At 42.5% G+C, this 23,450-nt stretch carries 22 protein-coding genes; 11 read left to right on the forward strand and 11 right to left on the reverse strand.

Annotated elements, in window-relative coordinates:
• The gene (locus HCR01_RS04000; RefSeq protein ID WP_193194724.1) at positions 1 to 891 is read right to left on the reverse strand and encodes an alpha/beta hydrolase; all 891 of its coding nucleotides are present in this window, start codon (positions 889 to 891) and stop codon (positions 1 to 3) included.
• Positions 892 to 1,178: 287 nt separating this feature from the next.
• Here HCR01_RS04000 and HCR01_RS04005 point away from each other — a divergent pair, with 287 nt between their 5' ends.
• Positions 1,179 to 2,123, forward strand: a complete 945-nt coding sequence (locus tag HCR01_RS04005) for a lysophospholipid acyltransferase family protein (protein ID WP_193194726.1) — start codon at positions 1,179 to 1,181, stop codon at positions 2,121 to 2,123.
• A gap of 4 nt (positions 2,124 to 2,127) precedes the next feature.
• Here HCR01_RS04005 and HCR01_RS04010 read toward each other — a convergent pair whose 3' ends face one another.
• Together HCR01_RS04010 and HCR01_RS04015 are read right to left on the reverse strand one after the other, a co-directional pair.
• The gene (locus HCR01_RS04010; RefSeq protein ID WP_162394682.1) at positions 2,128 to 2,424 is read right to left on the reverse strand and encodes a hypothetical protein; all 297 of its coding nucleotides are present in this window, start codon (positions 2,422 to 2,424) and stop codon (positions 2,128 to 2,130) included.
• A 109-nt stretch (positions 2,425 to 2,533) separates the two neighbouring features.
• Positions 2,534 to 4,162, reverse strand: a complete 1,629-nt coding sequence (locus tag HCR01_RS04015; RefSeq protein ID WP_193194728.1) for a hypothetical protein — start codon at positions 4,160 to 4,162, stop codon at positions 2,534 to 2,536.
• A 105-nt stretch (positions 4,163 to 4,267) separates the two neighbouring features.
• Here HCR01_RS04015 and HCR01_RS04020 point away from each other — a divergent pair, with 105 nt between their 5' ends.
• Complete coding sequence (locus HCR01_RS04020; RefSeq protein ID WP_193194730.1) at positions 4,268 to 7,558, forward strand: alpha-mannosidase; 3,291 nt, start codon at positions 4,268 to 4,270, stop codon at positions 7,556 to 7,558.
• A 92-nt stretch (positions 7,559 to 7,650) separates the two neighbouring features.
• Here HCR01_RS04020 and psbN read toward each other — a convergent pair whose 3' ends face one another.
• Positions 7,651 to 7,782 (reverse strand): photosystem II reaction center protein PsbN, encoded by a 132-nt coding sequence (gene psbN, locus HCR01_RS04025; protein WP_193194732.1) that lies wholly within the window; start codon positions 7,780 to 7,782, stop codon positions 7,651 to 7,653.
• Between the two features lie 85 nt (positions 7,783 to 7,867).
• On the opposite strand from psbN, the gene psbH reads away from it, so the two are divergent.
• From psbH to pth, 3 genes are all read left to right on the forward strand, one after another.
• Complete coding sequence (gene psbH, locus HCR01_RS04030) at positions 7,868 to 8,071, forward strand: photosystem II reaction center phosphoprotein PsbH (protein WP_162394686.1); 204 nt, start codon at positions 7,868 to 7,870, stop codon at positions 8,069 to 8,071.
• A 176-nt stretch (positions 8,072 to 8,247) separates the two neighbouring features.
• Positions 8,248 to 8,520, forward strand: coding sequence for a TatA/E family twin arginine-targeting protein translocase (locus HCR01_RS04035; RefSeq protein WP_193194733.1), 273 nt, complete (start codon positions 8,248 to 8,250; stop codon positions 8,518 to 8,520).
• 33 nt (positions 8,521 to 8,553) lie between these two features.
• The gene (gene pth, locus HCR01_RS04040; RefSeq protein WP_193194736.1) at positions 8,554 to 9,195 is read left to right on the forward strand and encodes an aminoacyl-tRNA hydrolase; all 642 of its coding nucleotides are present in this window, start codon (positions 8,554 to 8,556) and stop codon (positions 9,193 to 9,195) included.
• Positions 9,196 to 9,466: 271 nt separating this feature from the next.
• Here the strand turns inward: pth and rpsU (HCR01_RS04045) are convergent, their stop codons facing one another.
• From rpsU (HCR01_RS04045) to rsmI, 3 genes are all read right to left on the reverse strand, one after another.
• Entirely contained in the window at positions 9,467 to 9,646 is a 180-nt protein-coding gene (rpsU, locus tag HCR01_RS04045; RefSeq protein ID WP_017655011.1) for a 30S ribosomal protein S21, read from the reverse strand.
• Positions 9,647 to 9,940: 294 nt separating this feature from the next.
• Positions 9,941 to 10,285, reverse strand: coding sequence for a hypothetical protein (locus HCR01_RS04050; RefSeq protein WP_193194738.1), 345 nt, complete (start codon positions 10,283 to 10,285; stop codon positions 9,941 to 9,943).
• Positions 10,286 to 10,379: 94 nt separating this feature from the next.
• Positions 10,380 to 11,246: a 16S rRNA (cytidine(1402)-2'-O)-methyltransferase gene (rsmI, locus tag HCR01_RS04055; RefSeq protein ID WP_193194740.1), complete on the reverse strand. Its 867-nt coding sequence runs from the start codon at positions 11,244 to 11,246 to the stop codon at positions 10,380 to 10,382.
• Positions 11,247 to 11,350: 104 nt separating this feature from the next.
• On the opposite strand from rsmI, the gene HCR01_RS04060 reads away from it, so the two are divergent.
• The 6 genes from HCR01_RS04060 (at position 11,351) to HCR01_RS04085 (ending at position 18,347) form a co-directional block, all read left to right on the forward strand.
• Positions 11,351 to 12,223 carry a sugar kinase gene (locus tag HCR01_RS04060; RefSeq protein ID WP_193194742.1) on the forward strand — a complete coding sequence of 291 codons (873 nt, stop codon included), beginning with the start codon at positions 11,351 to 11,353 and terminating at the stop codon, positions 12,221 to 12,223.
• A gap of 46 nt (positions 12,224 to 12,269) precedes the next feature.
• Positions 12,270 to 13,124 (forward strand): 3'(2'),5'-bisphosphate nucleotidase CysQ, encoded by an 855-nt coding sequence (locus HCR01_RS04065; protein ID WP_193194744.1) that lies wholly within the window; start codon positions 12,270 to 12,272, stop codon positions 13,122 to 13,124.
• Positions 13,125 to 13,509: 385 nt separating this feature from the next.
• Positions 13,510 to 13,815 carry an RNA recognition motif domain-containing protein gene (locus tag HCR01_RS04070; protein WP_162394693.1) on the forward strand — a complete coding sequence of 102 codons (306 nt, stop codon included), beginning with the start codon at positions 13,510 to 13,512 and terminating at the stop codon, positions 13,813 to 13,815.
• A 123-nt stretch (positions 13,816 to 13,938) separates the two neighbouring features.
• A complete protein-coding gene (gene rpsU / locus HCR01_RS04075) occupies positions 13,939 to 14,133 on the forward strand; it encodes a 30S ribosomal protein S21 (protein WP_191757119.1) in 195 nt (64 codons plus the stop codon).
• A gap of 321 nt (positions 14,134 to 14,454) precedes the next feature.
• On the forward strand, positions 14,455 to 15,174 hold the full coding sequence (locus tag HCR01_RS04080; protein WP_193194746.1) for a hypothetical protein: 720 nt from the start codon (positions 14,455 to 14,457) through the stop codon (positions 15,172 to 15,174).
• 170 nt (positions 15,175 to 15,344) lie between these two features.
• Complete coding sequence (locus tag HCR01_RS04085) at positions 15,345 to 18,347, forward strand: GAF domain-containing protein (RefSeq protein WP_193194748.1); 3,003 nt, start codon at positions 15,345 to 15,347, stop codon at positions 18,345 to 18,347.
• A 435-nt stretch (positions 18,348 to 18,782) separates the two neighbouring features.
• Here the strand turns inward: HCR01_RS04085 and HCR01_RS04090 are convergent, their stop codons facing one another.
• The 4 genes from HCR01_RS04090 to HCR01_RS04105 form a co-directional block, all read right to left on the reverse strand.
• Positions 18,783 to 20,591 (reverse strand): bifunctional serine/threonine-protein kinase/formylglycine-generating enzyme family protein, encoded by a 1,809-nt coding sequence (locus HCR01_RS04090; RefSeq protein WP_226889109.1) that lies wholly within the window; start codon positions 20,589 to 20,591, stop codon positions 18,783 to 18,785.
• Between the two features lie 488 nt (positions 20,592 to 21,079).
• Complete coding sequence (locus tag HCR01_RS04095) at positions 21,080 to 21,967, reverse strand: hypothetical protein (RefSeq protein WP_193194751.1); 888 nt, start codon at positions 21,965 to 21,967, stop codon at positions 21,080 to 21,082.
• Between the two features lie 48 nt (positions 21,968 to 22,015).
• On the reverse strand, positions 22,016 to 22,525 hold the full coding sequence (locus HCR01_RS04100; RefSeq protein WP_193194753.1) for a hypothetical protein: 510 nt from the start codon (positions 22,523 to 22,525) through the stop codon (positions 22,016 to 22,018).
• Positions 22,526 to 22,787: 262 nt separating this feature from the next.
• Entirely contained in the window at positions 22,788 to 23,435 is a 648-nt protein-coding gene (locus HCR01_RS04105) for a class I SAM-dependent methyltransferase (protein ID WP_193194755.1), read from the reverse strand.
• Between the last annotated feature and the right edge of the window lie 15 nt (positions 23,436 to 23,450).

A 23,450-nucleotide genomic window follows, 5' to 3' on the forward strand; every position in this document is an offset into this window, starting at 1 on the left:
TTATTTCTCAAGATGCGATCGCCTGTTTGACAAATGTTGCTCCAGCCAATGCTCCAAATCAGCCAGCACCTCTTGGTAATTCAGGTCACTCTGAATCTCGTGATAAGCCTCTGGATACTCAATTCGCAGTTTATCTGAGCAAGTTAACCGCTGATAGAAGATGTCGCTTCCCGCAGGTAAAGCTACTCTATCTGCTCCACCGTGGAGAATTAATAAGGGTAATTGCCAATCAGCGGCGTGAGCATTAATCCAGTCAACTGTTGCAAAGAATTCTGTAGCCAGACGAGCCGTAGCACGGGTATGTCGGAGAGTATCCTGGGCATAGGCGGCTAAAATCTGCTGATCTCGTGAAGCAGCACTTATGTCAATACCCGTATTTAGAGAGAAACGCGGCCACACGCGTGATAGCATCTTTCCTATGAGCACGCGCAAAGATGAAACCCCAACTTTACCTAGGGTTGGCGCTAAAGCGATCGCACCTTGCAATGTAGATGCATCTTTGGGGTAGCGCAAAATATAATCTAAAATAATTATTGCACCTAAGCTATGACCCAAAAGAAAAATTGGGCATTCTAGCTGCTGAATTTGAATCAACTGTAGAAAAGCTCGCAGATCTTCACGAAATTCATTCCAAGCATTTATATAGCCTCGCTGACCGGGTGAGCGTCCATGACCGCGCAAGTCTAAGGCATAGACAGCATATTTGAGAGGTATCAAATGTTGAACAATGTTAATGTACCTTCCGCTGTGTCCTCCAAGTCCATGTATAACGGCTAATACTCCCCTCACCTTACCCTCTGGACACCAGCTTTGGTAATATAAGTCAAGCCCCCCAATACCTTTGAATGTGCCTTCTCTACGAGACGCTACCAGAGCATTGTGGTCAATCATAAAGTGAATTTTTTACGTTTTTTCCTAGCAAGATATTAGCCTATCAAGATATATTGTAGGTAAAATAACCTCCAGCTATGGGAGGAATTACAGATAATTTAAGTTAGATAAGACAGTTTTATTGCTTTTACATAACAGTAGATTGGTTAATAATATGGCATTAAGAACTATGATTTCTTTATGAATTTAAGGAGGGTTTTATCAAAAGTTCTTCTAGTGAATCTGTTCCAGAAGACCTAGCTGATGGGGTAAGTTCCCAAATTCATCCGGTTCAAAAAGCAGCCGACTTGACATCCGACCACCAGCAGGAAGGTAAAACACAATCAGAAACCTTACCGCCCTTAACTACCGCAAGCATCAAGCGGGTACAAGAAGGTGTAGCTGCGGCTAGCGATCGCGCGATTCGCCAGACGATTGAAGAAACTCTAAATGGGTTGGAAGCTATTAGCCAAGGACATCAAGAACATCGAGCTAAGCCTTGGTTGCGTCGCTTTGTGATGCGATCGCTCATCCATTCCTTTTTCCGAGTGCAGGTTGAACACCCTGAAAGAATACCCCAGGAACCTGCAATCCTAGCAGTTAACCATCTCCACCACATCGATCCGTTGCTGCTACTGGCTGAACTCCCCACCCAACCTTATTATTACATCCTAGGCGATGCCCGCACCCTTTATAACAAGTGGTGGAAGCGCCTTGTCCTCAAATTTGCGGGAGGTGTCATTCCTTTAGAACGAGTGTGGAAAGAAGAACTCGCCGTCATCGCAGCGGCTAAATCAGGACGACAAGACCTTGTGGATCTAGCTACAGCAATTGAACAAACTGTGAGTACAGGGGAAGACATACACACACTGCGACAGATCGATCGCATTGTCGTAGCAATTTTGACTCGTGGGGATGGAATGGTTCTGTTTCCCGAAGGACGACTAGGAAATGCTGAGGGTAACTTACATCTTCCCCTGAAGCGAGGAACTGTAATTTACGCCTTACGAACTGGTGTAGCGATCGTCCCTTTAGCGCTGATCGGAACTCATGACCTATATCTAGGAAAAGAGCTAACTATTCGGGTAGGTGAGCCGTTACGCTTTTCTCAAACTACCAGACCGAAACGACAAGAAATAGAAACAGCTTTAGAAGCCTTGCAGAATGCAATGCTTGCTCTGTTACCAAAAGACTATCAGGAACCAACAGGAACTAAGCTATTTCGTCATTTCTTCAATCACATGCTTTGGTAAAAAGTTACTTTTCTAAAAAGTTTGTAACTTTAAAATTTGATGTTCCCTCCCAACAGTGATTCAAAAATGCATTTACCTGAGCATCTACTGAATCAGCTAATTCCCTAGATGCATTAAACTGGACTGCTGTCACAATATATTCAAAAATAATCACAAATTGCTTTTGGGGTGAAATTCTCTCAACTACAATCGTTTCACCTACTTTAGGAATTTGAGGCAAATTCACCGCAAATGTTTCAATTTTCGGTTTATCTAAGGGATTTTTGAAATTGAAGTATTTACAGTAAACAAGAATTTTCACTTTATCAAACCACTAATAACACTATAGATAATCAAAATTCTCCTTTTTCATTTTCCTGAATTGGAAAATTGTGAATATTATTATAGGTTATTAAACAATATTTACCAGCTTATTTACCTCGCCACAGCCGTTGTAATACATGAAAAATTTTGACAAATATGTCTTCTAGCCAGAGCATAAAACTGTCAAGCCATTCTAAAAGCTGCTCTAAGGGGTGTTTCTCATAGCCCATCAATGTTGCTGTAGTTTCTATCCAATCTGGCTTGGCTTCAATTTGAGTACCTTGACGAAGCTGCTGGAAAACGTCTTCTTTGCGAGTGTCACTTTTAGATTGGGAAACAGAGCTTTGAGTTTGGTTTGCAGAGATGATTTTTCCCGATGTTTTTTGAGTTGAGGTGAGATTGTGGCTGGGTTTTTTCTTTTGTACCGATTTTGATGGCACAACTTTCTTCGATACAGGCATCTCTGGTGATACACTTGAAGCCAGTACAGGATTTAGCCTATGAGTTACTGTAACTGGTTTGTCAGCAACAGTTTTAGACTCACCAAATAAATCACTCAACTTCAGCCAAGGATCTGTTAGTAAATCGTGGTTATGTAACTGAGGACTTTTAGGTAATGTCTTGAGACGATGGGATAATGGTTTATTTTGTAATTGTCTAACATTACCGTTTGACTCAAGGTTTTTGCCAGCGCTAACACCAAAAAAGTAATTAAGTGCTGCCTCAATTAAAGCCTGAAAATTCAGCGTATGACTTTCCAAACCATCAGCATTTACGGCGATTTCTCCTCTAGCAGCTAACCGCTCTTTACCATACAGAAATATATTTAACTGTGTTTGAGCAACTTGGATAATTTCCCGACTGCGTTGTTGCACTAGTACTACAGCATTCTCTTCCAACTTTGCAACAGATGCATCTAAGAATTTCAGCAATCTACTCTTATTAATTAAATTTAAATCTTTCGATGTCCCTTCAGGAAGAGACAGAATTTTGCTTGTACTTTTACCAGTGAGCTTTGCTAATAAACGGTCAATTTCTGGTAATAAAACCTTTTCTTTTTTAGCTTTAGCTAACCGCAAAGAATACCAGTAATTAGCAACTTCGCTAATAATTTTGTCTTCTAGTTTGGATTGCTGCTGTGATGTCAAAATATCTAGAATTTCATTATTAGCGGTAACAAGTACTAAATTGCGATTCAGCAAATTTGTGGCAATTCCCCGCACAACTGGAAGATGATGCTTAAGAGCATTTTTTGACTGTGAGGGTATAAGACTCCCTGCTGAATTATCTGAAATAGTTAAGGATTGAGAAGGATTAGCGTTAGTTGTAGGCTCATGATGAATAGCTTTCCCCCACAAAGTCCCCAAAAATGCCAAGGGGTTTAAATGTGCAGTTGAGGAAGTAGCAGTAAGCTCTTGAGATGAGAGATTTTCGATTGCTCCTAATACATGCTGGATGGGGGTATCAACAGTGAGGTGTGTTTCTGCTGATAAATCGGTATCATTTGGTTGTAACTTTAGCCTAGTTTGTGGTTCTTTGGTATGTAGAGTTTTTCCATCTGATTCAGATGACTGAAACAGTAAATATACTGAGTAAATTAGTGTCTCCACACCCCACTTAGTGGCAACTTGCAAATGCCGAAAAGTATTTTCCCACTTTTCTGTCACCCGCCGAGATTGCTGGTGGACAAAGTTAAATAGTCTGCTTTGATAATGACCAGAAGAACCAGAAGACATGGTAGTGATTTGTTAGTTTAAGTCTTGTTTAATTGTGAGACTCCCGCCAACCAATAAAAACGACAAACTGTTAATTATCGTAAGTGCCTTCATCTTAGCGAAAATATGACCCCTTCTATCTCTCAATCTCATACTAGATTCATCTTGGAAGCAATAGAGAAACTGCGCTCTTGTTGCCAAGTTAATGTTCAGTCTAACTGGCTATACCAGGAACATGACCAAGTTATTACTGATGTTGCCACATCTGATTTATCTGTTTGGCAACTTGCCTCATTAAATATTAAAGGACATATTGCTTGGACAGGTGGGAAAAAAGTGCTGTGGCTGGTGCAAAGATTGGTGGTTCCCCAAGATTTACAAGGTTATCCTTTAGCGGGGTTATCTTTGTGGCTGGCGCTAGTTTGGTGGGCAGATTCGGCTGAGATTTATGTAAATGGAGAGTTAGCGCTGGAGGGAGATTTATTTGATTGCTCACCTAGAGTGCTTCTTAGTCGGGGAGTGACGCCAGGAGAAGAGTTTACTATTGCTTTGCGGTTGGTAAGTCCGGGACATTGTGATGGTGCTTTAGTGCGATCGCTCCTTGTATATGAATCTACTGATGATAATAATCCTGATCCGGGTTTTGTGGCTGATGAATTGGCAGTAATACAACTTTATTTAGAAAAGTTTGCGCCGGAGAGGTTGGATGAGTTGGCGGCGGCGGTGGAGGAGGTAACGAACCGCCAAGACGCATTCGCGTTGACGGAGCCTCTAGCAGAGAAGCGTCTCGTAGAGAAGGACGCAGAGGATGAGAAAGAAGAGTTAGTAAAATCATTTTTGCTCCTACGCCAAAAGCTAATTCAATTCAAAATCGCTCGACTAAGCGAAGTCGAAGTCCAAAATCTAAAATCCAAAATCTATTTATTAGGTCATGCTCATTTAGATTTAGCATGGCTTTGGCCTGTAAATGAAACTTGGAATGCGGCACAAAGCACTTTTGAATCAGTTTTAAAATTGCAAGAAGATTTTCCTGAGTTAATTTTCTGTCATTCAACTCCGGCGCTTTATGCTTGGGTTGAAGAACATCGCCCGGATTTGTTTAGGGCAATTCAAGAAGCGGTAGCCGCTGGACGTTGGGAAGTTGTCGGTGGAATGTGGGTTGAACCGGAACTCAACTTAATTGCTGGTGAATCGATCGCTCGTCAACTATTATATGGTCAGCGCTACATCCAGGAAAAATTTGGTAAGCTTTCAAATACTGTCTGGGTTCCAGATACTTTTGGTTTTTGTGCAACTCTGCCGCAGTTTTTTGCTAATGCTGGTATTGAGTATTTTGTAACGCAAAAGTTGCGGTGGAATGACACTACTAAGTTTGATTATGGTGCTTTTTGGTGGCGATCGCCTGATGGTAGTGAAGTATTTAGTTTGATGTCTGCACCCATCGGTGAAGGTATCGACCCTGTTAAAATGGTATCTTATGCTCTTGAATGGCAAACCCAAACAGGTTTACCAGAATCCCTCTGGCTTCCCGGTGTTGGCGATCACGGCGGCGGCCCTACCCGTGATATGCTAGAAACCGCCCAACGCTGGCAAAAGTCGCCTTTATTCCCAGAGCTAGAATTTACGACGGCTGAAAAGTATTTACAGCAAATCAATAAAGAAGGCAGGAGGCAGAAGGCACAAGACAGTAGTTATGATTCTCCCCCTTCCTTCCCCGCTTGGAATGACGAACTATACCTAGAATTTCATCGTGGTTGCTACACTACTCACGCAGATCAAAAACGCTGGAATCGTCGTTGTGAAGGGTTATTGTATCAAGCTGAACTATTTGCTACTTTGGCAACAGTAAGCTGTGACGTGATATATCCCAAAGCAGAGATAGAAGCAGCTTGGAAGCAGTTATTATTTCAACAGTTTCACGATATTTTGCCTGGTTCTTCAATTACCCAAGTTTATATAGATGCACTGCCCCAATGGCAACAAGTGGAACAAGTAGGAACGAAGATATTACATGAGTCACTTTTAGCGATCGCATCTCATATTACCCTACCAGAACCACCAAAACCTAATAGTTTACCTATTTTCGTTTTCAATTCTCTCAATTGGCAGCGTTCTGAAGTGATCTCTGTCTCCTTACCCACATCAGCAACAGCTACCCAAGAATGGCAGATTTACGATATTTCTGGAAAACAGCTTGCATCTCAGTTATCTGAACCATCAACGCTACTATTTCTCGCAACCGACATTCCACCTGTAGGCTACCGTATATTCTGGCTTTCCCCCACTCCTCCGCTCTCTCCTTCCCCCACCCCTTCCCTTTCCCCTGACTGGGTTCTGGAAAATGAATTCTTACGGGTTATCGTCAATCCTGACACAGGAGATTTATCAAGTGTTTTTAATAAAGCTTATCAACGAGAAGTTTTGAATGGTGCAGGGAATCAACTACAAGCTTTTAAAGATAGTGGTCAATATTGGGATGCTTGGAATATAGACCCCAATTATGCCCAGCATCCCCTACCTCCAACCAGCCTAATATCTATTCAATATCTAGAACAAGGCCCTGTGCAAACTCGTGTGCGGGTGGTGCGTCAGTTGGGTGAATCGGAATTTTGCCAAGATTACATCTTGCAAGCTGGTTCACCTCTGCTAAAAATTGCCTCCACAGTTAATTGGCAAGAAAGTCAAGTATTGGTGAAAGCTGCTTTTCCTTTAAACCTCGAAGCAGACTTCGCTACCTATGAGATTCCCTGTGGCGCTATTCGTCGCCCAACCAAACCCCAAACTCCAGCAGAACAAGCAAAATGGGAAGTCCCCGCCTTACGTTGGGCTGATTTGACTGGGAATACACAAGGTGATGCAGATATCTACGGTATTAGCTTACTGAATGATTGTAAATATGGTTACGATAGCCAACCAAATCAACTACGGTTAACGCTGTTACGGAGTCCTAATTGGCCTGATACAGAGGCAGACAAAGGCTTTCACGAGTTTACTTATGCTTTGTATCCTCATGCTGGTAGTTGGGAATCAGCTCATACAGCACGACGTGGCTATGAATTGAATATACCATTGCAAGTCATGTTAAATCAGTTTTGTGAAAATTCACATCCAAATTCTCTCCTCTGCGCGAGCAAAGAGGGGTTAGGGAGGAGGTTCCTAGATTTATCATCTGAAAATCTCATCTTGATGGCACTTAAACCATCTGAAGATGACCCACAGCAGCTAATTCTGCGGTGTTACGAATGTCACGGGGAAACAGCCGAGTTATCTTTGGAAAGTGATTTAGGGTTGAGTCTTAAAGAGACAGTAGATTTGTTAGAGCGTTCCTCTGCCACTACTGAATTCTCATCTGAGCAACAAATCTTGACGATACAACCCTGGAAAATCGCTAGTTTCAAGGTGATAACCAGCGAATAATCTCAGGCTTGGGTGAGTAACTAATCTTGAGTCTTGAGCTTTAAGTTTTTAACTTTTAACTTTTGACTCTTGATCCTTGACCCTTGACCTTCTTAGTCTTCGTGGTCATCAAACGGATCGTTCAATTGCTTGCTAGGAGGGCCAAAAGAAGTATAGATTGCCAGTCCTGTGATTGCAACTACCACGGTAGCTACAGAAATGCTAAGAACTATTGCGGGTTCCATAATTTAGGGATAGATTATGAGTGCTATTCTTATAGAATATTACAGAAGATTAAAAAAAGCTTTGGCAAGTAATCTTAGGTGAACTATGGCACAACGGACTAGGTTGGGAGATATCCTGAAGCCCTTGAATTCTGAGTATGGCAAGGTGGCTCCAGGTTGGGGAACTACACCTGTAATGGCTGTTTTTATTTTGCTATTTTTTGTGTTTCTGCTGATTATTCTGCAACTTTACAATAAATCACTGTTGGTTCAGGATGTACTTGTCGATTGGCGGAGTTTAGGCGGCTAACTGATACAAAGCGATTAAGCTTAGCTAACAAGTTAACCTACACCCGGCTCGTCCGGGTTTTTTTATCAGTTTTTAGTTGCCACATCAGTTCTTGATGATTTGTCACTGAGGACTAACTATTGACTAAACTACAAATGTGGGTTTTTGGATAATTTGAGAGTTTACAGGAGAAAAAAATGAATATATTTGGTATCGGTCTGCCAGAAATGGCTGTAATTATGGTAGTTGCATTGTTAATCTTCGGCCCTAAGAAACTGCCAGAGATTGGTCGTAGTGTGGGTAAAACAATTCGCAGTTTTCAAGATGCTTCTAAGGAGTTTCAAAACGAGTTTCAAAAAGAAGCAGAACAGTTGGAACAAGTTGTGAAAACTACTGCTGAGTTGGAACCTAAGCAACTTGAGGCTGTTAAATCGGAGCAAGATACTGCAAGTTCTTCCCAAGCTAGTTAGGAGAGCGCTGCATATCGATTGATTCTAGGCAAAATGTCAGAAGGTGTTACGAAACCAGCTCTGGTTATTCCCCAACTAATCGTCGGGTTGGGGAATCCAGATTCTAAATATGACCAAACACGCCATAATATTGGCTTTGCTGCTGTGGATGCTCTCTCCCGTTCATGGCACATTTCCATAACAGAAAATCGCAAATTTCAAGGGGAGTACGGCGAAGGAATCGCACCAGGTGGAAGTAAAATCCGCTTGCTGAAACCGTTGACTTATATGAATCGCTCAGGTCAGTCAATACAAGCAGTAACTAGTTGGTATAAATTACCTTCAGAGTCAGTACTGGTGATTTATGATGATATGGATTTGCCCTTGGGAAAAACTCGCCTGCGCTTGTCTGGTTCGGCTGGAGGACACAACGGTATGAAAAGTGCGATCGCCCATCTTAGCACACAAAACTTTCCTCGTTTGCGAATCGGCATTGGTAAACCAAAAGGTGCAGCTAATAGCGATAACTCCGAAACTGTCTCCCATGTACTAGGGCGGTTTTCCGTTGCCGAAACTCAACTTATGTCTCTTGTACTTCAGTTCGTTGTTGAGTGTATAGAACTAAGCCTCAAACAGGGAGTGGAAAAGGCTATGAATCTTTGTAATAGCCGCACCATCGATAATTCTGAGCCTTAGAGGTGGGTGAATGCTACTCTATTAGTCTGATAAAAGAAGCTAAATGGTGTTTTAAGGCGTTTATTTTGGTTGATGGGCAGCGATTTTAAGCTACTCTATCTAACCAGTAATAAAAATCTTGACGCACCTTGCTTATAGAGAGAGCATTTCACCGACACCCCAATAAGGGGTGCGGCACATTTTGATTAATTTTTGTAAGAATAATGGCAACGTGCTGTTACTTGTTTTAAAACTATTTTCTCAAGTAACGCCAGTACCAAACCAAATAGCTTTATTTAAAGCGTCTTTTGCGTCTAGCTGCCACTGCCTTACGTTTGCGCTTTTCTATCGGTGTTTCAAAGTGCCGATGGTATTTTACATCGGCTAATATACCAGCTTTGGAAACCTGGCGTTTAAACCGACGCAAAGCTGAGTCTATTCCTTCGTTCTCTCCTAGAACCACTTGGGTCATTCTTACCTTGTCCTCATCATCAATAGTTTCCATTGTAATAGTAGCCTCAAACTTAGCCAAACTCCTCTAGGCTAAAGCCAGAATTAAGAGGGAATTCATCCGGTTGAGGCTGCTTATCGTTCATGAAATTAGCACTTAGCTACAAATTAATCCTAGTGTTCACCACACTCTCAGCGGCAGCAGAGAAGATAAAAAAATTATAATACTAAATTTTCCTAAATGTACTATATTGCTAATAAACAAAGTAAATTAACTACTAATGAACACAACAAAAATCTAATATTTCCGCTTATTTTAAAAGTTGATTCTGCCCTCATTTAGTAATTTATATCCAGCTGCCAATGCCGTAAAAGCAACAAAAAAATTCCATAAGCTAGTTGCTTTCAAAATTACCCCACCACTCAAGAAAACTAGTACTATGCCAATCCCCAGCAAAATCCATCCAAGGTTACTAGCTTCTCTACGGAAAAATACCAATGTCAGACTGCCTGCCATAGTTGCTAAAACTGAAATAGTCGCAGGCAAGCTGCGAGAAAAAATTGTGTAGTAGCCACTAACAAATATGATGTTTTGACCGAAAAAGTAGATACCAGTGAAAATGAGAATTAAACCTATGAGTTTAATTAACAGCCTGCTCATAAAATTTTTGCATTTTTTAGTGGCTGGACTTTGTAGTCAAAATTATACTGGCATTTTTAAATTTATGCTTGATATTACGTAAATATTATTTTATTTAATCTGGTAATTCAGGACTCAGGACTAAAGAAAGAGCTAGTTGATAGAGTTGACGACGGGGAAGAGAAGTCATTTTTGCTAATTGACGGCTAGCTTGCGATCGCGATATTCCCTGATTAATCAATTGTTGCAATTCGGCTTTCAATTCCTCTGGAGTCAGTAAAAGTTGAGTCGGTGGGTTTCCCGCCACCACTAAAGTATATTCGCCTTGGGGTTCGCGTTGGCTGTAATGGGCGATCGCCTCAGCAATTGTCCCCCGCCAAAATTCCTCAAACAATTTAGTTAACTCCCGCCCCAAAACGATTTGGCGATCGCTTCCCCAAAACTCTGCTAAGTCTTGCAAAGTTTCTCGCAAACGATGGGGCGATTCATAGAAAATTAATGTGCGAGATTCTGTTTGCAGAGCTTCTAAATGTTCTTGTCGTTGTTGAGCTTTTGGTGGCAAAAAGCCTTCAAACACAAACCGATCAGTTGGTAGCCCCGCTGCACTCAAAGCAGTAATAGCAGCACTAGCTCCAGGAATAGGAACTACTGATATATTCGCCTCAATACAAGCTTTCACCAATTCATATCCAGGATCGGAAATTCCTGGCATTCCCGCATCACTGACAAGAGCGATCGCTTTGGCATTACCCAAGTGCTCTAATAACTCCGGGATGCGGCTGTTACGGTTGTGTTCGTGATAGCTTACCTGGGGTGTTTTAATTTGAAAATGCTGTAGAAGTCTCCCTGTATGACGCGTGTCTTCCGCAGCAATCAGATCCACAGTTTGTAAAATCCGTACAGCCCGAAATGTCATATCCTCCAGGTTGCCAATTGGTGTCCCGACGACGTAAAGTGTTCCTGGTTTTGGATCGGTCTGCATGAGCGACAAATTGGGAGATGAGGGGCAGGGGGACAGGGAAAGCAGAGGGAAGAAAATAATTGTTGACCTTTGACTTTTGACTCTTAACAAGTGACTAATAACAAATGACTAATGACAAATCTTTTTACGGTTTATTTGTAGGTTTAGTAACCTTGGATTTGATCTACCTTGCTGACTCTGCTCCTAGGAATAATCAGAAGATTGTTGCTGCTGACTATACTGTAGCAGCAGGTGGCCCAGCCACAAACGCAGCTGTTACTTTCAGTTATTTAGGTAATCAAGCTCAGGTTTTGGGTGTGGTGGGTTTTCACCCGATGACGCAACTAATTCGCCAAGATTTGGCAAATTACAAAGTTGCGATCGCTGATCTCGATTCCAGCACTACTACAGCACCGCCTGTATCTTCTATCATTGTCACCCAAGCTACAGGTGAACGGGCTGTAGTTTCGATCAATGCTGTCAAAAATCAAATTAGTGACGCATATATCCCAGCAAATATTTTACAAAATGTCGATATTGTGCTTATTGATGGGCATCAGATGGCAGTTGGAAGCGCGATCGCTCAAATGGCTAAAGCCAAGAATATCCCAGTAGCGATCGATGGTGGGAGTTGGAAACCTGGATTTGAGCAAATTTTACCTTTTGTTGATTACGCTGTTTGTTCTGCTAATTTTTATCCTCCCAATTGCTACACTACGGAAGAAGTTTTTGCCTACCTCCACGCCTTTGGCATTCCTCATATTGCCATTACCCACGGAGAAAAACCAATTCAATACTTGAGTTGCGATCAAACTGGTGCAATAGTTGTGCCACGTGTCCAAGCGGTTGATACACTGGGGGCTGGAGATATTTTCCACGGTGCTTTTTGCAACTATATTTTAAGAGAAAGTTTTAACGATGCCCTAGCACAAGCAGCTAATACCGCCGCTGATTCTTGCCAATTTTTTGGCACGCGTCGCTGGATAGATTCTGAGTAGTTAGGCTCAATATTGAAGTTAGTTTAAGTTAGACAAGGCTAAATTAATGAAAAACTTACAAGAAATATTAGCGATCGCTCTTGATGTTGGTTTGGGGGCCGCAAATATACTGCGGTCTTACTACCACGAGACTGCAAAAAATTCTAACTTAGAAGTGCAATATAAACATAATGAGCCTGTCACAGTTGCAGATATAGCTGTGAGTCAATACATTTTAGAGAACTTACAAGCGGCCTTGGGTAATGAAGACTTTGCCTATATCAGCGAAGAAACTTATCAATCGCAATTGGGTGGGGACACTCCTGAGTGGGTATGGATTATTGACCCTTTAGATGGTACGCGAGACTTTATCGAAAAAACTGGGGATTATGCGATTCATATTGCTTTAGTACACAAGACACGCCCAGTACTAGCAGTAGTAGCAGTACCCGAAGCAGAAAAATTGTACTACGCGACAAAAGGTGGAGGTACATTTGTCAAAACCCGTGATGCATCTATTCCCTTAAATGTTTCGTCAAGCAAACGAGTTGAAGATTTAACCTTAGTTGTTAGTCGTTCTCACCGCAATGAACGATTAAATTACTTACTACAACACCTACCGTGTCAAAATCAGAAAGCTGTTGGCAGTGTAGGGTGCAAAATTGCCACCATCGTTGAACAACAGGCGGATGTCTACATTTCCCTTTCCGGTAAGTCTGCTCCTAAAGACTGGGATATAGCCGCTCCAGAATTAATTTTGACGGAAGCTGGGGGTAAATTTACTCACTTCGATGGCACTCCACTACAATACAACACCGATGATATCAATCAGTGGGGTGGTTTACTTGCTAGCACCAGTCAGCATCACGAGATGTTATGTCAAAAAGCAGAAATGGCTTTAGCACAGTTTACGCATAGCTAGAGTCTGGGTAATTTCCGTGCGAATGCGCTTTTATGACATTAGTTCATGGTAAGATTACCACCACACTCATAAAAAACATAACTCCTTAGATCCGTCGGTTTTAGATCCAGCCTTATTTTCAAGTTGAAAACTTTTAGGCGATCGCTAGCCATCTATTTGCATTTAACAATCCAAATAGAGCAGGCGACACGAACCCATTATTGGCAGTTTCTCAAAACTGTCTGAAAGTTTTATTCTTGAAAGCTACTCAGTATGAGTTGCTAATTTGAGCCTGTGCTATAATTATGGATATAAGGATTATTTTCGGTTGAGTAACCCGTTTTGATTTTTAAAAAGCGTCTCTCCGAATTTAACTCTCTACACTCTCTGAATTCGGAGACATTCTATGTCAATTTACGTGGGAAACCTGTCATATCAGGTTACAGAAGAGGATTTAAAGCGAGCTTTTGCAGAGTACGGAACAGTAAATCGAGTTCAATTACCCACTGATCGGGAAACAGGCCGTCCACGTGGGTTTGCTTTTGTAGAAATGGAAACAGATACACAAGAACAAGCTGCCATTGAAGCACTGGATGGTGCTGAGTGGATGGGACGTGACTTGAAAGTAAACAAAGCTAAACCTCGTGAAGAAAGAAGTAATTCCTCTCGTGGTAGCTGGGGTGGTAATAATGCCCGCCGCAATCGTTACTAAGTCCTTATACTGAAAAATTCACATCTAGAGTCTCCAGCAGATGAAGCCAAAGGCTCAAATCTGCTGGAGTATTTTATTTTGTCTCTAGTTTTAAACTATTCATCCACAGAAGGAGGAATGAGAATGACGCAAGTAGTTTTAGGGGAGAATGAGGGTATTGAATCAGCTTTGCGAAGATTTAAGCGGGAAGTTTCTAAAGCAGGAATTTTCCAGGATATGAGAAAAAAGCGTCATTTTGAGACGCCAATAGAAAAAGAGAAGCGTAAAGCAATTGCTAGGCACAAGCAACGTCGTAAGCAACGTTCTCGCTACAGTTAACATCCAAGCAAATTTGTCTTTCGATTTGATATCCAGCCAGCATCTCTTCAGAATTCCATCTCACTTCTTTGATCTTTTTAGACCACACTTTTATATTGCTCTGTGCAACTCTTGCTTGGAAAGTTTTGAGCAGTTGAGACCGCTGCTGAAACTTCTCTTTGCGCGAGATAAAAAAGATGTGGTTCATCAATATTAGTAGTAGTGCTGTATTAGCTTTCAGCGCTACTGCTTATATATAGCTATGTATCAATTTCGGAAAAATAGAGTATCTTCCTGTATACCCATAAAGTTACAATCTTTGGTTATGGATTTTCAGGAAAAATGCTGCGAGTATACCATCTTTTACTAGGTTCTATTTTATTTGTTTTAATCCCTGTGGGAGCAAAGTTAATTCTCCCTTACTTTTCTACTACTAAAGTGGCACAACCCTCAGCCGTGGTAGAGTCTCCTAGTCCTGATAAAGTAAATATCTGGAGGAAAATCTTAGGAAAAACTGCTGCCCCAACTGGTTGGCAAGTCGCTGCTTGTGAGGGAAATGCACCCTTGTTGTGTATCTCTTCTCAAGAAGAACTTTTGGGTACGGTTGAGATCGGAGTTTATCCACTGGCAAACAATCAAGATTTTCAAAAGAAGTTGGTAGCAGCAGGTATTCCACCTAGTTCTGAGGTAGAATACCAAACCAAGTATCAAACCCAAGTATTAACAGCACTCAAGGCTTGGGTTGCAGACTATTACACTGTTTTATTAAAAGATCGTCAGAGTGGGTATGGAAAGCAGATAGTTTTTTCAGTTTATCCAGCACAACCAGTATCTATTGGTAAGCTTCAGGGAATCCGCTATGGGTTTACTGGAATCAAGCAACAAGGTGGAGTACAAGAGCAACATATCAGTCATGTTGTCTTTGATGGTAGTACGCTTTACGTAATTACCACTGCCTTTGACCCAGGGTCGCAAACAGGTAAGTTTGAGAAACTAGAAAATTTGGCTATTTTTCAACCTTATTTATATGCGATCGCAGCGGATCTACGTTTGCCTCAATAGCACCTTGTCCCAACGGTTAAAAATAACTGACATAGAAATAGAGTGTACACAATTCATGAGGACGATTGGGGAATTAATCAGGGATATTACACCTCGACATTGCATCACCGATTTGCAAAGCAGATATACTCAATCTAGCTGTGCCGATTCATCTTGGCGAGGTTTTATCCATGACTCAGCCTTCCTCCGATAAGTCTAATAGTAATAACGCTACCACTAGCTCTGTTACTCGCCTAGACAAAGCTGCTAAGAGTAATTCCCAGAGTAGACTGAATAGGCGTATGACAAAGCTCAGTAGTTTCGCAAGCCTTTCAGAGTCTCTTTTGCCTGAGCAGCAATGGAGCTTGAAGTCTAAAGCAACCTTTTGGGCGATCGCTCTGACTATGCTCCCGGTGCTGACAGTTGGTATAGCTAGCTACTTTGGCAGTCAATCCATTACTGAGCAGATTACCCAAGCTAGATTTACAAGAAGTAAGACAGATCTCCAAGAAGTTGAACTTGCGCTCAACAAAAACCGTTCATCCCTATTAATTGAGACTGGGGTGATAGCTTTAACAGCAGGAGCGATCGCTGCTTTCCTGGCAAATCGTGCCACTCGTCAAGTTCTATCTGCTGCCGAGATTTCTACTGCTTTAGTAAATAGACTACGACGAGAGGAAGTGGGAACTCGGACTCGCGTTGCTGACCAAGATGAACTAGTGACGCTACAGGCAAATATTAACCTGCTACAAGAGCAGCTGCCAGAGTTGATCTGGAAACAAGAAGCTGAAGCTGAGCGTTCCCAGTTATTAATGAACGTTACTCGTCGCATTCAGGAAGCACTTTCTGAAGAAGATGTCCTGAGAACAACCGTCGAACAAGTTCGTGAAGCTTTCAAAATAGACCGTGTGGTCATCTTTCGCTTTGACGAGCGTGGGAGTGGAACGTTTATAGAAGAAGCAGTAGCACCTGGTTTACCAAAGACGTTGTGGGCGACCGTCTCAGATCCCTGTTTTGAAGGGGGATATGTCGAACAATACCGACAAGGGCGCGTCCGAGCGATCAATGATATTTATCAAGCTAATCTTAAAGATTGTCATATCGGGTTATTGGAGCGATTTGCAGTCAAAGCAAATCTCATTGCGCCCATCCTCAAAGATAACCAGCTATTCAGCTTGCTAATTGGACATCAGTGCTCTGCACCCCGTTTTTGGCAACAATCTGAGATTAATTTGTTCGCCCAAATCGCCACGCAAGTAGGATTTGCGCTCGACCATGCAAGGCTTGTAGAAAAGATAGATAACAGAGCCGACCAAGCCCAATTAATTAGCGATATTACCCGGCGAATTCGGCGATCGCTAAACGAAGAAGATGTACTTAGAACCACCGTTGACGAAGTTCGCAAAGCAATCAGTACTGACCGAGTAATAATCTATAGCTTTGATTCCAACTGGTATGGCACTGTTATTGCCGAAGCAGTGCTTCCAGGTTTTCCTAAAGCATTGCGGGCCAAAATCAAAGACCCTTGTTTTACTGAAGGCTATGTTGAAAAGTATCAAGCAGGCAGAGTTCAAGCAACCAACAATATTTATGAAGCAGGACTGAGCGCTTGTCATATCAGTCAACTCGAACCCTTTGCGGTGAAGGCGAATCTGGTTGCACCCATTCTCAAAGATGACCAGTTATTTGGTTTACTGATTGCCCATCAGTGTTCTGTACCTAGAGAGTGGCAGCAGTCTGAGATTAATTTGCTCGCTCAGTTAGCCATGCAAGTGGGATTTGCTCTTGATCATGCCAGACTGCTCCAACGCATTGATGCTGAAGGGATGCAAACTCATTTAATTGCAGATATTACCAAGCGAATTCGGCGATCGCTCAACGAAGAAGATGTACTTAGAACCACCGTTGACGAAGTTCGCAAAGCAATCAGTACTGACCGAGTAATAATCTATAGCTTTGATTCCAACTGGTATGGCACTGTTATTGCCGAAGCAGTGCTTCCGGGTTTTCCTAAAGCATTGCGGGCCAAAATCAAAGACCCTTGTTTTACTGAAGGCTATGTTGAAAAGTATCAAGCAGGCAGAGTTCAAGCAACCAACAATATTTATGAAGCAGGACTGAGCGCTTGTCATATCAGTCAACTCGAACCCTTTGCGGTGAAGGCGAATCTGGTTGCACCCATTCTCAAAGATGACCAGTTATTTGGTTTACTGATTGCCCATCAGTGTTCTGCACCTAGAGAGTGGCAGCAGTCTGAGATTGATTTGCTCGCTCAGTTAGCCATGCAAGTGGGATTTGCTCTTGATCATGCTAGGCTCCTAGACCAGGTAGAGCATGCGTATGAATCTGTTGAATCCGCCTTTTACGAACAGCAACAACAAAAAGAAGCACTCCAGCATCAAGCATCAGAACTACTAAGGGATAGTGAAACAGTTGTCGAAACTCTCTCCTCTGAGACAGTTAGCCAAATGGAGTCTGTGACATCTGCCTACAATCAAATTCAAGCATTGGCTAATTATGCTCAAGAAATGCTCCTCTGTCTTCAACAAGCTGAACGCCATGAGCAGCGACTTAATCACACGTTAAAAGACGGGCTGGAGGGCATGAACCAGACGGGAGACAGTATTTGGGCAATCCGAGCAACAGTTATAGAAGCTGCCGCAAGAGTTAAGCGCTTAGATCAGCCTTCCCAAAAGCTCTTGCAAGGAGTCAGCCTGATCGCTCAGGTGACATCACAGATCAAATTCCATGTTATGAAGATCGCTCTGGAAGCAGCCCGCACTGGTGCAGCAGGTGGAGATGTTTCTATCGCTGAAAAAGTCCTTTATCTGGCGCAGCAATTAGATGCCGACATTGCAGAAATTCAATCCCTAGTAGCAGAAATTCACACAGCAAATAACGAAATCGTGGCATTAATGGAGGCTGGAAAAGAACAGGCGATCGCCGGGACTAAGGGAGCCGCAGAAACTCAGCAAAAACTTAATCAAATTAACGTCATTAGCACCCAAGTGAATGCACTAATTGAGGAACTAACTCAAGCAACTACAAACCAAGTAGAAACTTCAACCGCTGCCAGTCAATCTATTCTAGAAGTTGCAAGTATCGCTAATCAGACATCAGAACAAGCTGTAGCAGTAGCTAAGTCCTTGGCTAAGTTGACAGCAATTGCACAACAACAGGAGGGTGAAGATTAGATTATGAGGGGGCAGGAGGCAGGAGGCAGGAGGCAGGGGGGTGGAGGAGCAACAGGAGTGCAGTTTTTATGCTTGTTCACGCGTATCAAAGACTCATTAAAGGAGTTCCGAGCTTCATTCACGCGTATCAAAGACTCATTAAAGGAGTTCCGAGCTTCATTCACGCGTATCAAAGACTCATTAAAGGAGTTCCGAGCTTCATTCACGAGTATCAAATACTCATTAAAGGAGTTCCGAGCTTCATTCACGAGTATCAAATACTCATTAAAGGAGTTCCGAGCTTCATTCACGAGTATCAAATACTCATTAAAGGAGTTCCGAGCTTCATTCACGAGTATCAAATACTCATTGTTGCATTCCAAAATATCTTTCTTTCCTGTCTTCCCTGCTCCCTGCCCCCTGCCTCCTGCCCCGCTACCGAGCTTCAGCACTTTTTCAAAAAGACACTGCAACCCGAAAACCGAGAAGGTTTCCCCGGCCGTTTTGAGGATTCCAACTGCGATAAGCAGACCGACATAGCCTCAAAGAATTTTTCCAAGAACCACCTCGAACCAAACGAGACTGACCATCATCGTTAGATAACCGCACACTACTATCAAAGGGTGCGCCTTCATAATTGTCGTGCCAATGATCCGCGCACCATTCCCACACATTGCCATGCATATCGTATAACCCAAAGGCATTTGCTGGAAAACTTCCTACTAAGCTCGTTTGCCCATAATTCGTCCCTTGGGAGCCAGCATTGTAGATATTGTTGTTGTAGTTTGCCAAGCTGGGGGTGAGAGTATCACCAAAATGAAAAGGGGTAGTGGTTCTGGCACGGCAAGCATACTCCCACTCAGCTTCGCTAGGAAGTCGATAGGCTCGTCCTGTTTTCTGAGACAATCGCGCACAAAACTCTACTGCATCGTCCCAAGAAACTTGCTCTACCGGATAGTTTATCCCTTTAAAATTAGCTGGCTCAGGATCGAGATCGCGATTAATTGGTGGAAGCAATGCAATTGCTCGCCATTGTGCTTGGGTAACTGGAAACCTACCCATAAAAAAGGATTGGACTGTTACAGAGTGCTGTGGACTTTCAGAATCAAATCGTTCTAGTTCATAGTCTGGAGAACCCATAAGGAACTGCCCCCCAGGAATAGATACCATCGCTAAGGTGATCTCATTACCTAGATCTTCAATAAAGCATTGAGCAAAGCCACGAGTACGATTAATGTCATAGGTAGCTGTGGAGGCAAACGATTGTTTTAAAGAGACAGTGGCTATCTCAAACTCAACTTGTTGCACAGGTAAGATTGTCGTCTCAACCTCAATTTTCTCAAACTCAAATAAATCGAGATCAAATTGCGATCCAACCATTGAGTTGAGGTTTGACGGTGCAGGTGATGGAGACGAGAGTAGCAGCGAGGATGATGGCGGCAACACTGTAATTGAAGTAAGTGCTTGCAATGCTTCAACTGCTGACGGATAGCGCAAAGTATAGTTATCTAACACCATTGTGTCTAGAATATCGGCAAAGCGATCGCTCACCCGTACACAGTCACGCCAGAGAGGTTGCCCAGTACGAGAATCTTCGTGCAGGAGATAGGGAGGAATTCCTGTCAAGGCTTCAATGCCCATCATTCCTAAAGCGTAGACATCACTGCACAGACGAGGTTTACCTCTGGCTTGCTCAGCGGGTATATAGCCTAGAGTGCCAATAAATACAGTGTTACGAATTATCTTCCGAAGATTGATTGAGAGGGTACCAATTTCTTTCACAGAGCCAAAGTCAATCAAGAATAGCTTGCCATCTTGTTTACACCGCATCACATTTTCGGGCTTAATGTCTCGGTGAATTACATTGTGTTGATGGACAAAGACTAGCACCTCTAAAATTTCCTGTAACAGCTTCGTGACATTGCTCTCTTGAAGTTGCTTTCCCCGCACAATTTCTTTTCTGAGAGTGTGTCCCTCTACATAGTCTTGGATAATGTACAGCTCATTTTGCACAGCAAAGTGAGCCAGAAGCCGGGGGATCTGGGGATGTTCACCTAATTTCTCCTGGATCACTGCTTCCTGCTCAAAGAGTTCCAGTATCTTTGGATGAGTATGCTTTGGTTTGAGTCGCTTAACTACACATACAGGTTTGCTGGGACGTTTTTGATCTCTAGCCAAGTAGGTTTCACCAAAATTTCCTTCACCCAGTTGTTTAAGGATTTTGTAGCGTCCATCCAGTAGTTCTCCTATAAAATCCATACTCATTGGTAAAGCCCAGACTCAGCGCCAGTGAGGTTTTAGCGTATTTACAATTTCTATGATTTTAAAGCTTCGGGTTGAGAGCAATACGAAAAAGTTGTTGACAAAAAAGCTGGAACTTTTCTGATAGCAAATGGTTTAAGAGCAAATGTTAGTACTTTAAACATAGCAAAATCACCAACTTACTGGAACAGGGTACTAAGGATTGGGGAACTTGGTGGCCCCTCGGTTAAGGGGGAAAGAGAAAAGCACAAAGTCTGAGCGGTTCGCGGAGCGTCTCGTAGAGAGGCTTCCGACGCTCCTACGTCGCTCTAAGCGTAGCCATGCCGCAGGCTTTACGCTGCGCTATCCGTTGGCGCAGCCTCTCGTAGAGAAGGCATCAGAATTTTGTAAGAGAAGGGAAAGACTGAAACTTACCCCTTATCCTTTACCCTTTAACCCCTTGCGGGTGACACTACGCACAGTATTAAGGCTATTACCTATTACCTACCAATTTAAATCTCAGCTACAGCTCGTTCAATCAAGCGACGTGCTAAAGTTTGCGTACCTGTGTGTTCATAGTAATTTGTTGACATATCCAAAAACGCTGCCAAGTAGTCTAGTTTGTCATCAGCAATTTCTACAAAACCTTGTAAGTTGTGAACAACCTTTTGTGGCGTTAAATTATTGGCATTGACGATACCACTCATCCAACCTTTAACTGAGTCAAAGCTTTCGCCAATAAAGTTGAGTTTACCGGCGGAATTGTTGCCTGGAATCACATCTTTGATGTTTTGGAAAGTTGAGTTTTTTTCTAACTCTTGGGGATTTGTCTGATTAAGCCCCGATATTGCTTTGCTGATGAAGTCTGGGCCCAGGGGTATCAAACCATCAACGCAAACTAATGCCACCATCCGAATAAGTGACTCACCACTATACTCACCCAAAGAGGCGACAAAATCGCCAATACTGTCTCCAGGAATGCCGTTAATTTGGCAAAAGGCTACCAATTCAGCGACTAATTTCAATGTTAAATCGATGGTTTGAGCTTTATCCGGTTTGGGAGTGACAGAATTTAAAAAACCTAAAAGGGGAATTTTCTCACCGACTTTGTTCGCTAAAGCTGCTGCACCAAGAGCTCTATCTGTACTATCAACAGTTTGATAAAGCCACAAGGCTCTTTGATATCCTTGAGAGCGATCGTTGTAAAGATAAATCGCTCGTTCGCCAATTTGCTGAATTAAATCTTCGTCGGTTTCACCAGTAACGGTCTTGATAGTGTTGACAAAGCCAACAGTATTTTGCCACTCACCAGGAGCAACAAAATCGAGGGATTTCAACATAGAAATAGTCAAGTTATTGGTTGGGAGTTCATCAACCAACTCAAAAATCGATTTGCTCACAAAAATCTCCTTGTTTAGGTTTTGTTATCTAAATGTCCGCAGTTCAGATCATTTGACTTTGGCTAGACCGTTAAGATTAAATTTCTCTAGCCAATTGGCGCGATCGCTCGCTGTAAATGACGGTGAACGAGAAAGTATTTTCACTTGATACTTACCTACCAAAACAGCAGTTTGTGTCTTACCTTGTTCCACTGCTGGATAACCACCAATTTTTTTGGTGCTTTTCGAGAACTTTGCCGCTGCTTCTGGTGTGCTAGTAGTATCAGAAATAGACAGCATCGCTAAATCTTTGCCGTCTTTTTTCAAATTCGCTGAAGCAAAGCCTTTTTTCTCTTGGGTATAGACGGACTGGTAGCCGGCTGGAGTAGATGGGAAGAATTTATTAAATTTCTCGCCTTGAGTTGCGTTTTTGGCAACCGCTTGACCACTCTTTTTTTGGCTACTTTCTTGCTGCACTTGATCAAAACGTCCAGGTGCTTTTGGCGTACAAGCTGTGGTTAGTAGTACAACTGAGAGCAATAAAGCAGCTAAAATTCTACGCTTACGGGTTAAAATCATCTTTGGGTTCTCTTTATCTTGAGCTTTTAGGCAATTATGGGCGCTGCTGTCAGTTATACCCAGAAAATTTACTTTTTGATAATTATTGCTGGCTATCTAGAGTTACTTACTTTCTGGCTTGTGATTAATTGAAGGAGGCAGCAGTCAGGGGAGCAGGGGGATAACAGGACAAGGAGGACAATGAGAAAATTATTAACTCTTGACAACTTTTGACTCTTGACTCAGCACGGGCTAAACGCCCCGCTACCGCTAACACCGCTCACTACTTAATGCGGTGAGCTATCACAGCATAGAACGGATCTCCGCCGGCTGCACCCAACCACTGTAAAACAGCTGGCGTTGTTGATTTATGCACAATGACTTCTGGGGTAGTAAAGCCTGGGACTGAGGCGAAATAGCGCTTGACTAATTCAACTCTAGATGCTTCAGAAGCATCCCGCCAGGCTTGAATCGCCTTTTGAAAAAACATCCGGTTAGAAAAGCTGGTAATTACAACACCACCAGGCTTGAGAATTCGATGAATTTCGGAAAATACTGCTTCTGGGTATTGCACATACTGCACTGATACGCAGTTGAGAACGGCGTCAAAATCCTGATCTGGCAAGGGTAACTGAGGATTTTCGTTGATATTTTGGACAAAGTAATGATTTAAACGGGGATTACGTGCTAGTTCTTCAGCATTTAGTCCGTGTCCCTCAACGTGAGCAAACTGCATCTCTGCTGGTAGATGAGAAACCCAGCTGCTCATCATATCAAGTATGCGCGTGTTGGGTTGAAGGCGATCGCGATATAAATCCGTTAGCTGTTGAATAAATCCTTCATCGACATGAGTAACGAAGCGAGGATAATCATAAAACAGCTTGTCGTTTGTGTCATCTAATTTTAGGCGTTCATTTGGTCTTAGCATCATAAATCTCTAATCTCT

Source organism: Nostoc sp. MG11, from assembly GCF_014904695.1.
Classification (GTDB): Bacteria; Cyanobacteriota; Cyanobacteriia; order Cyanobacteriales; family Nostocaceae; genus Komarekiella.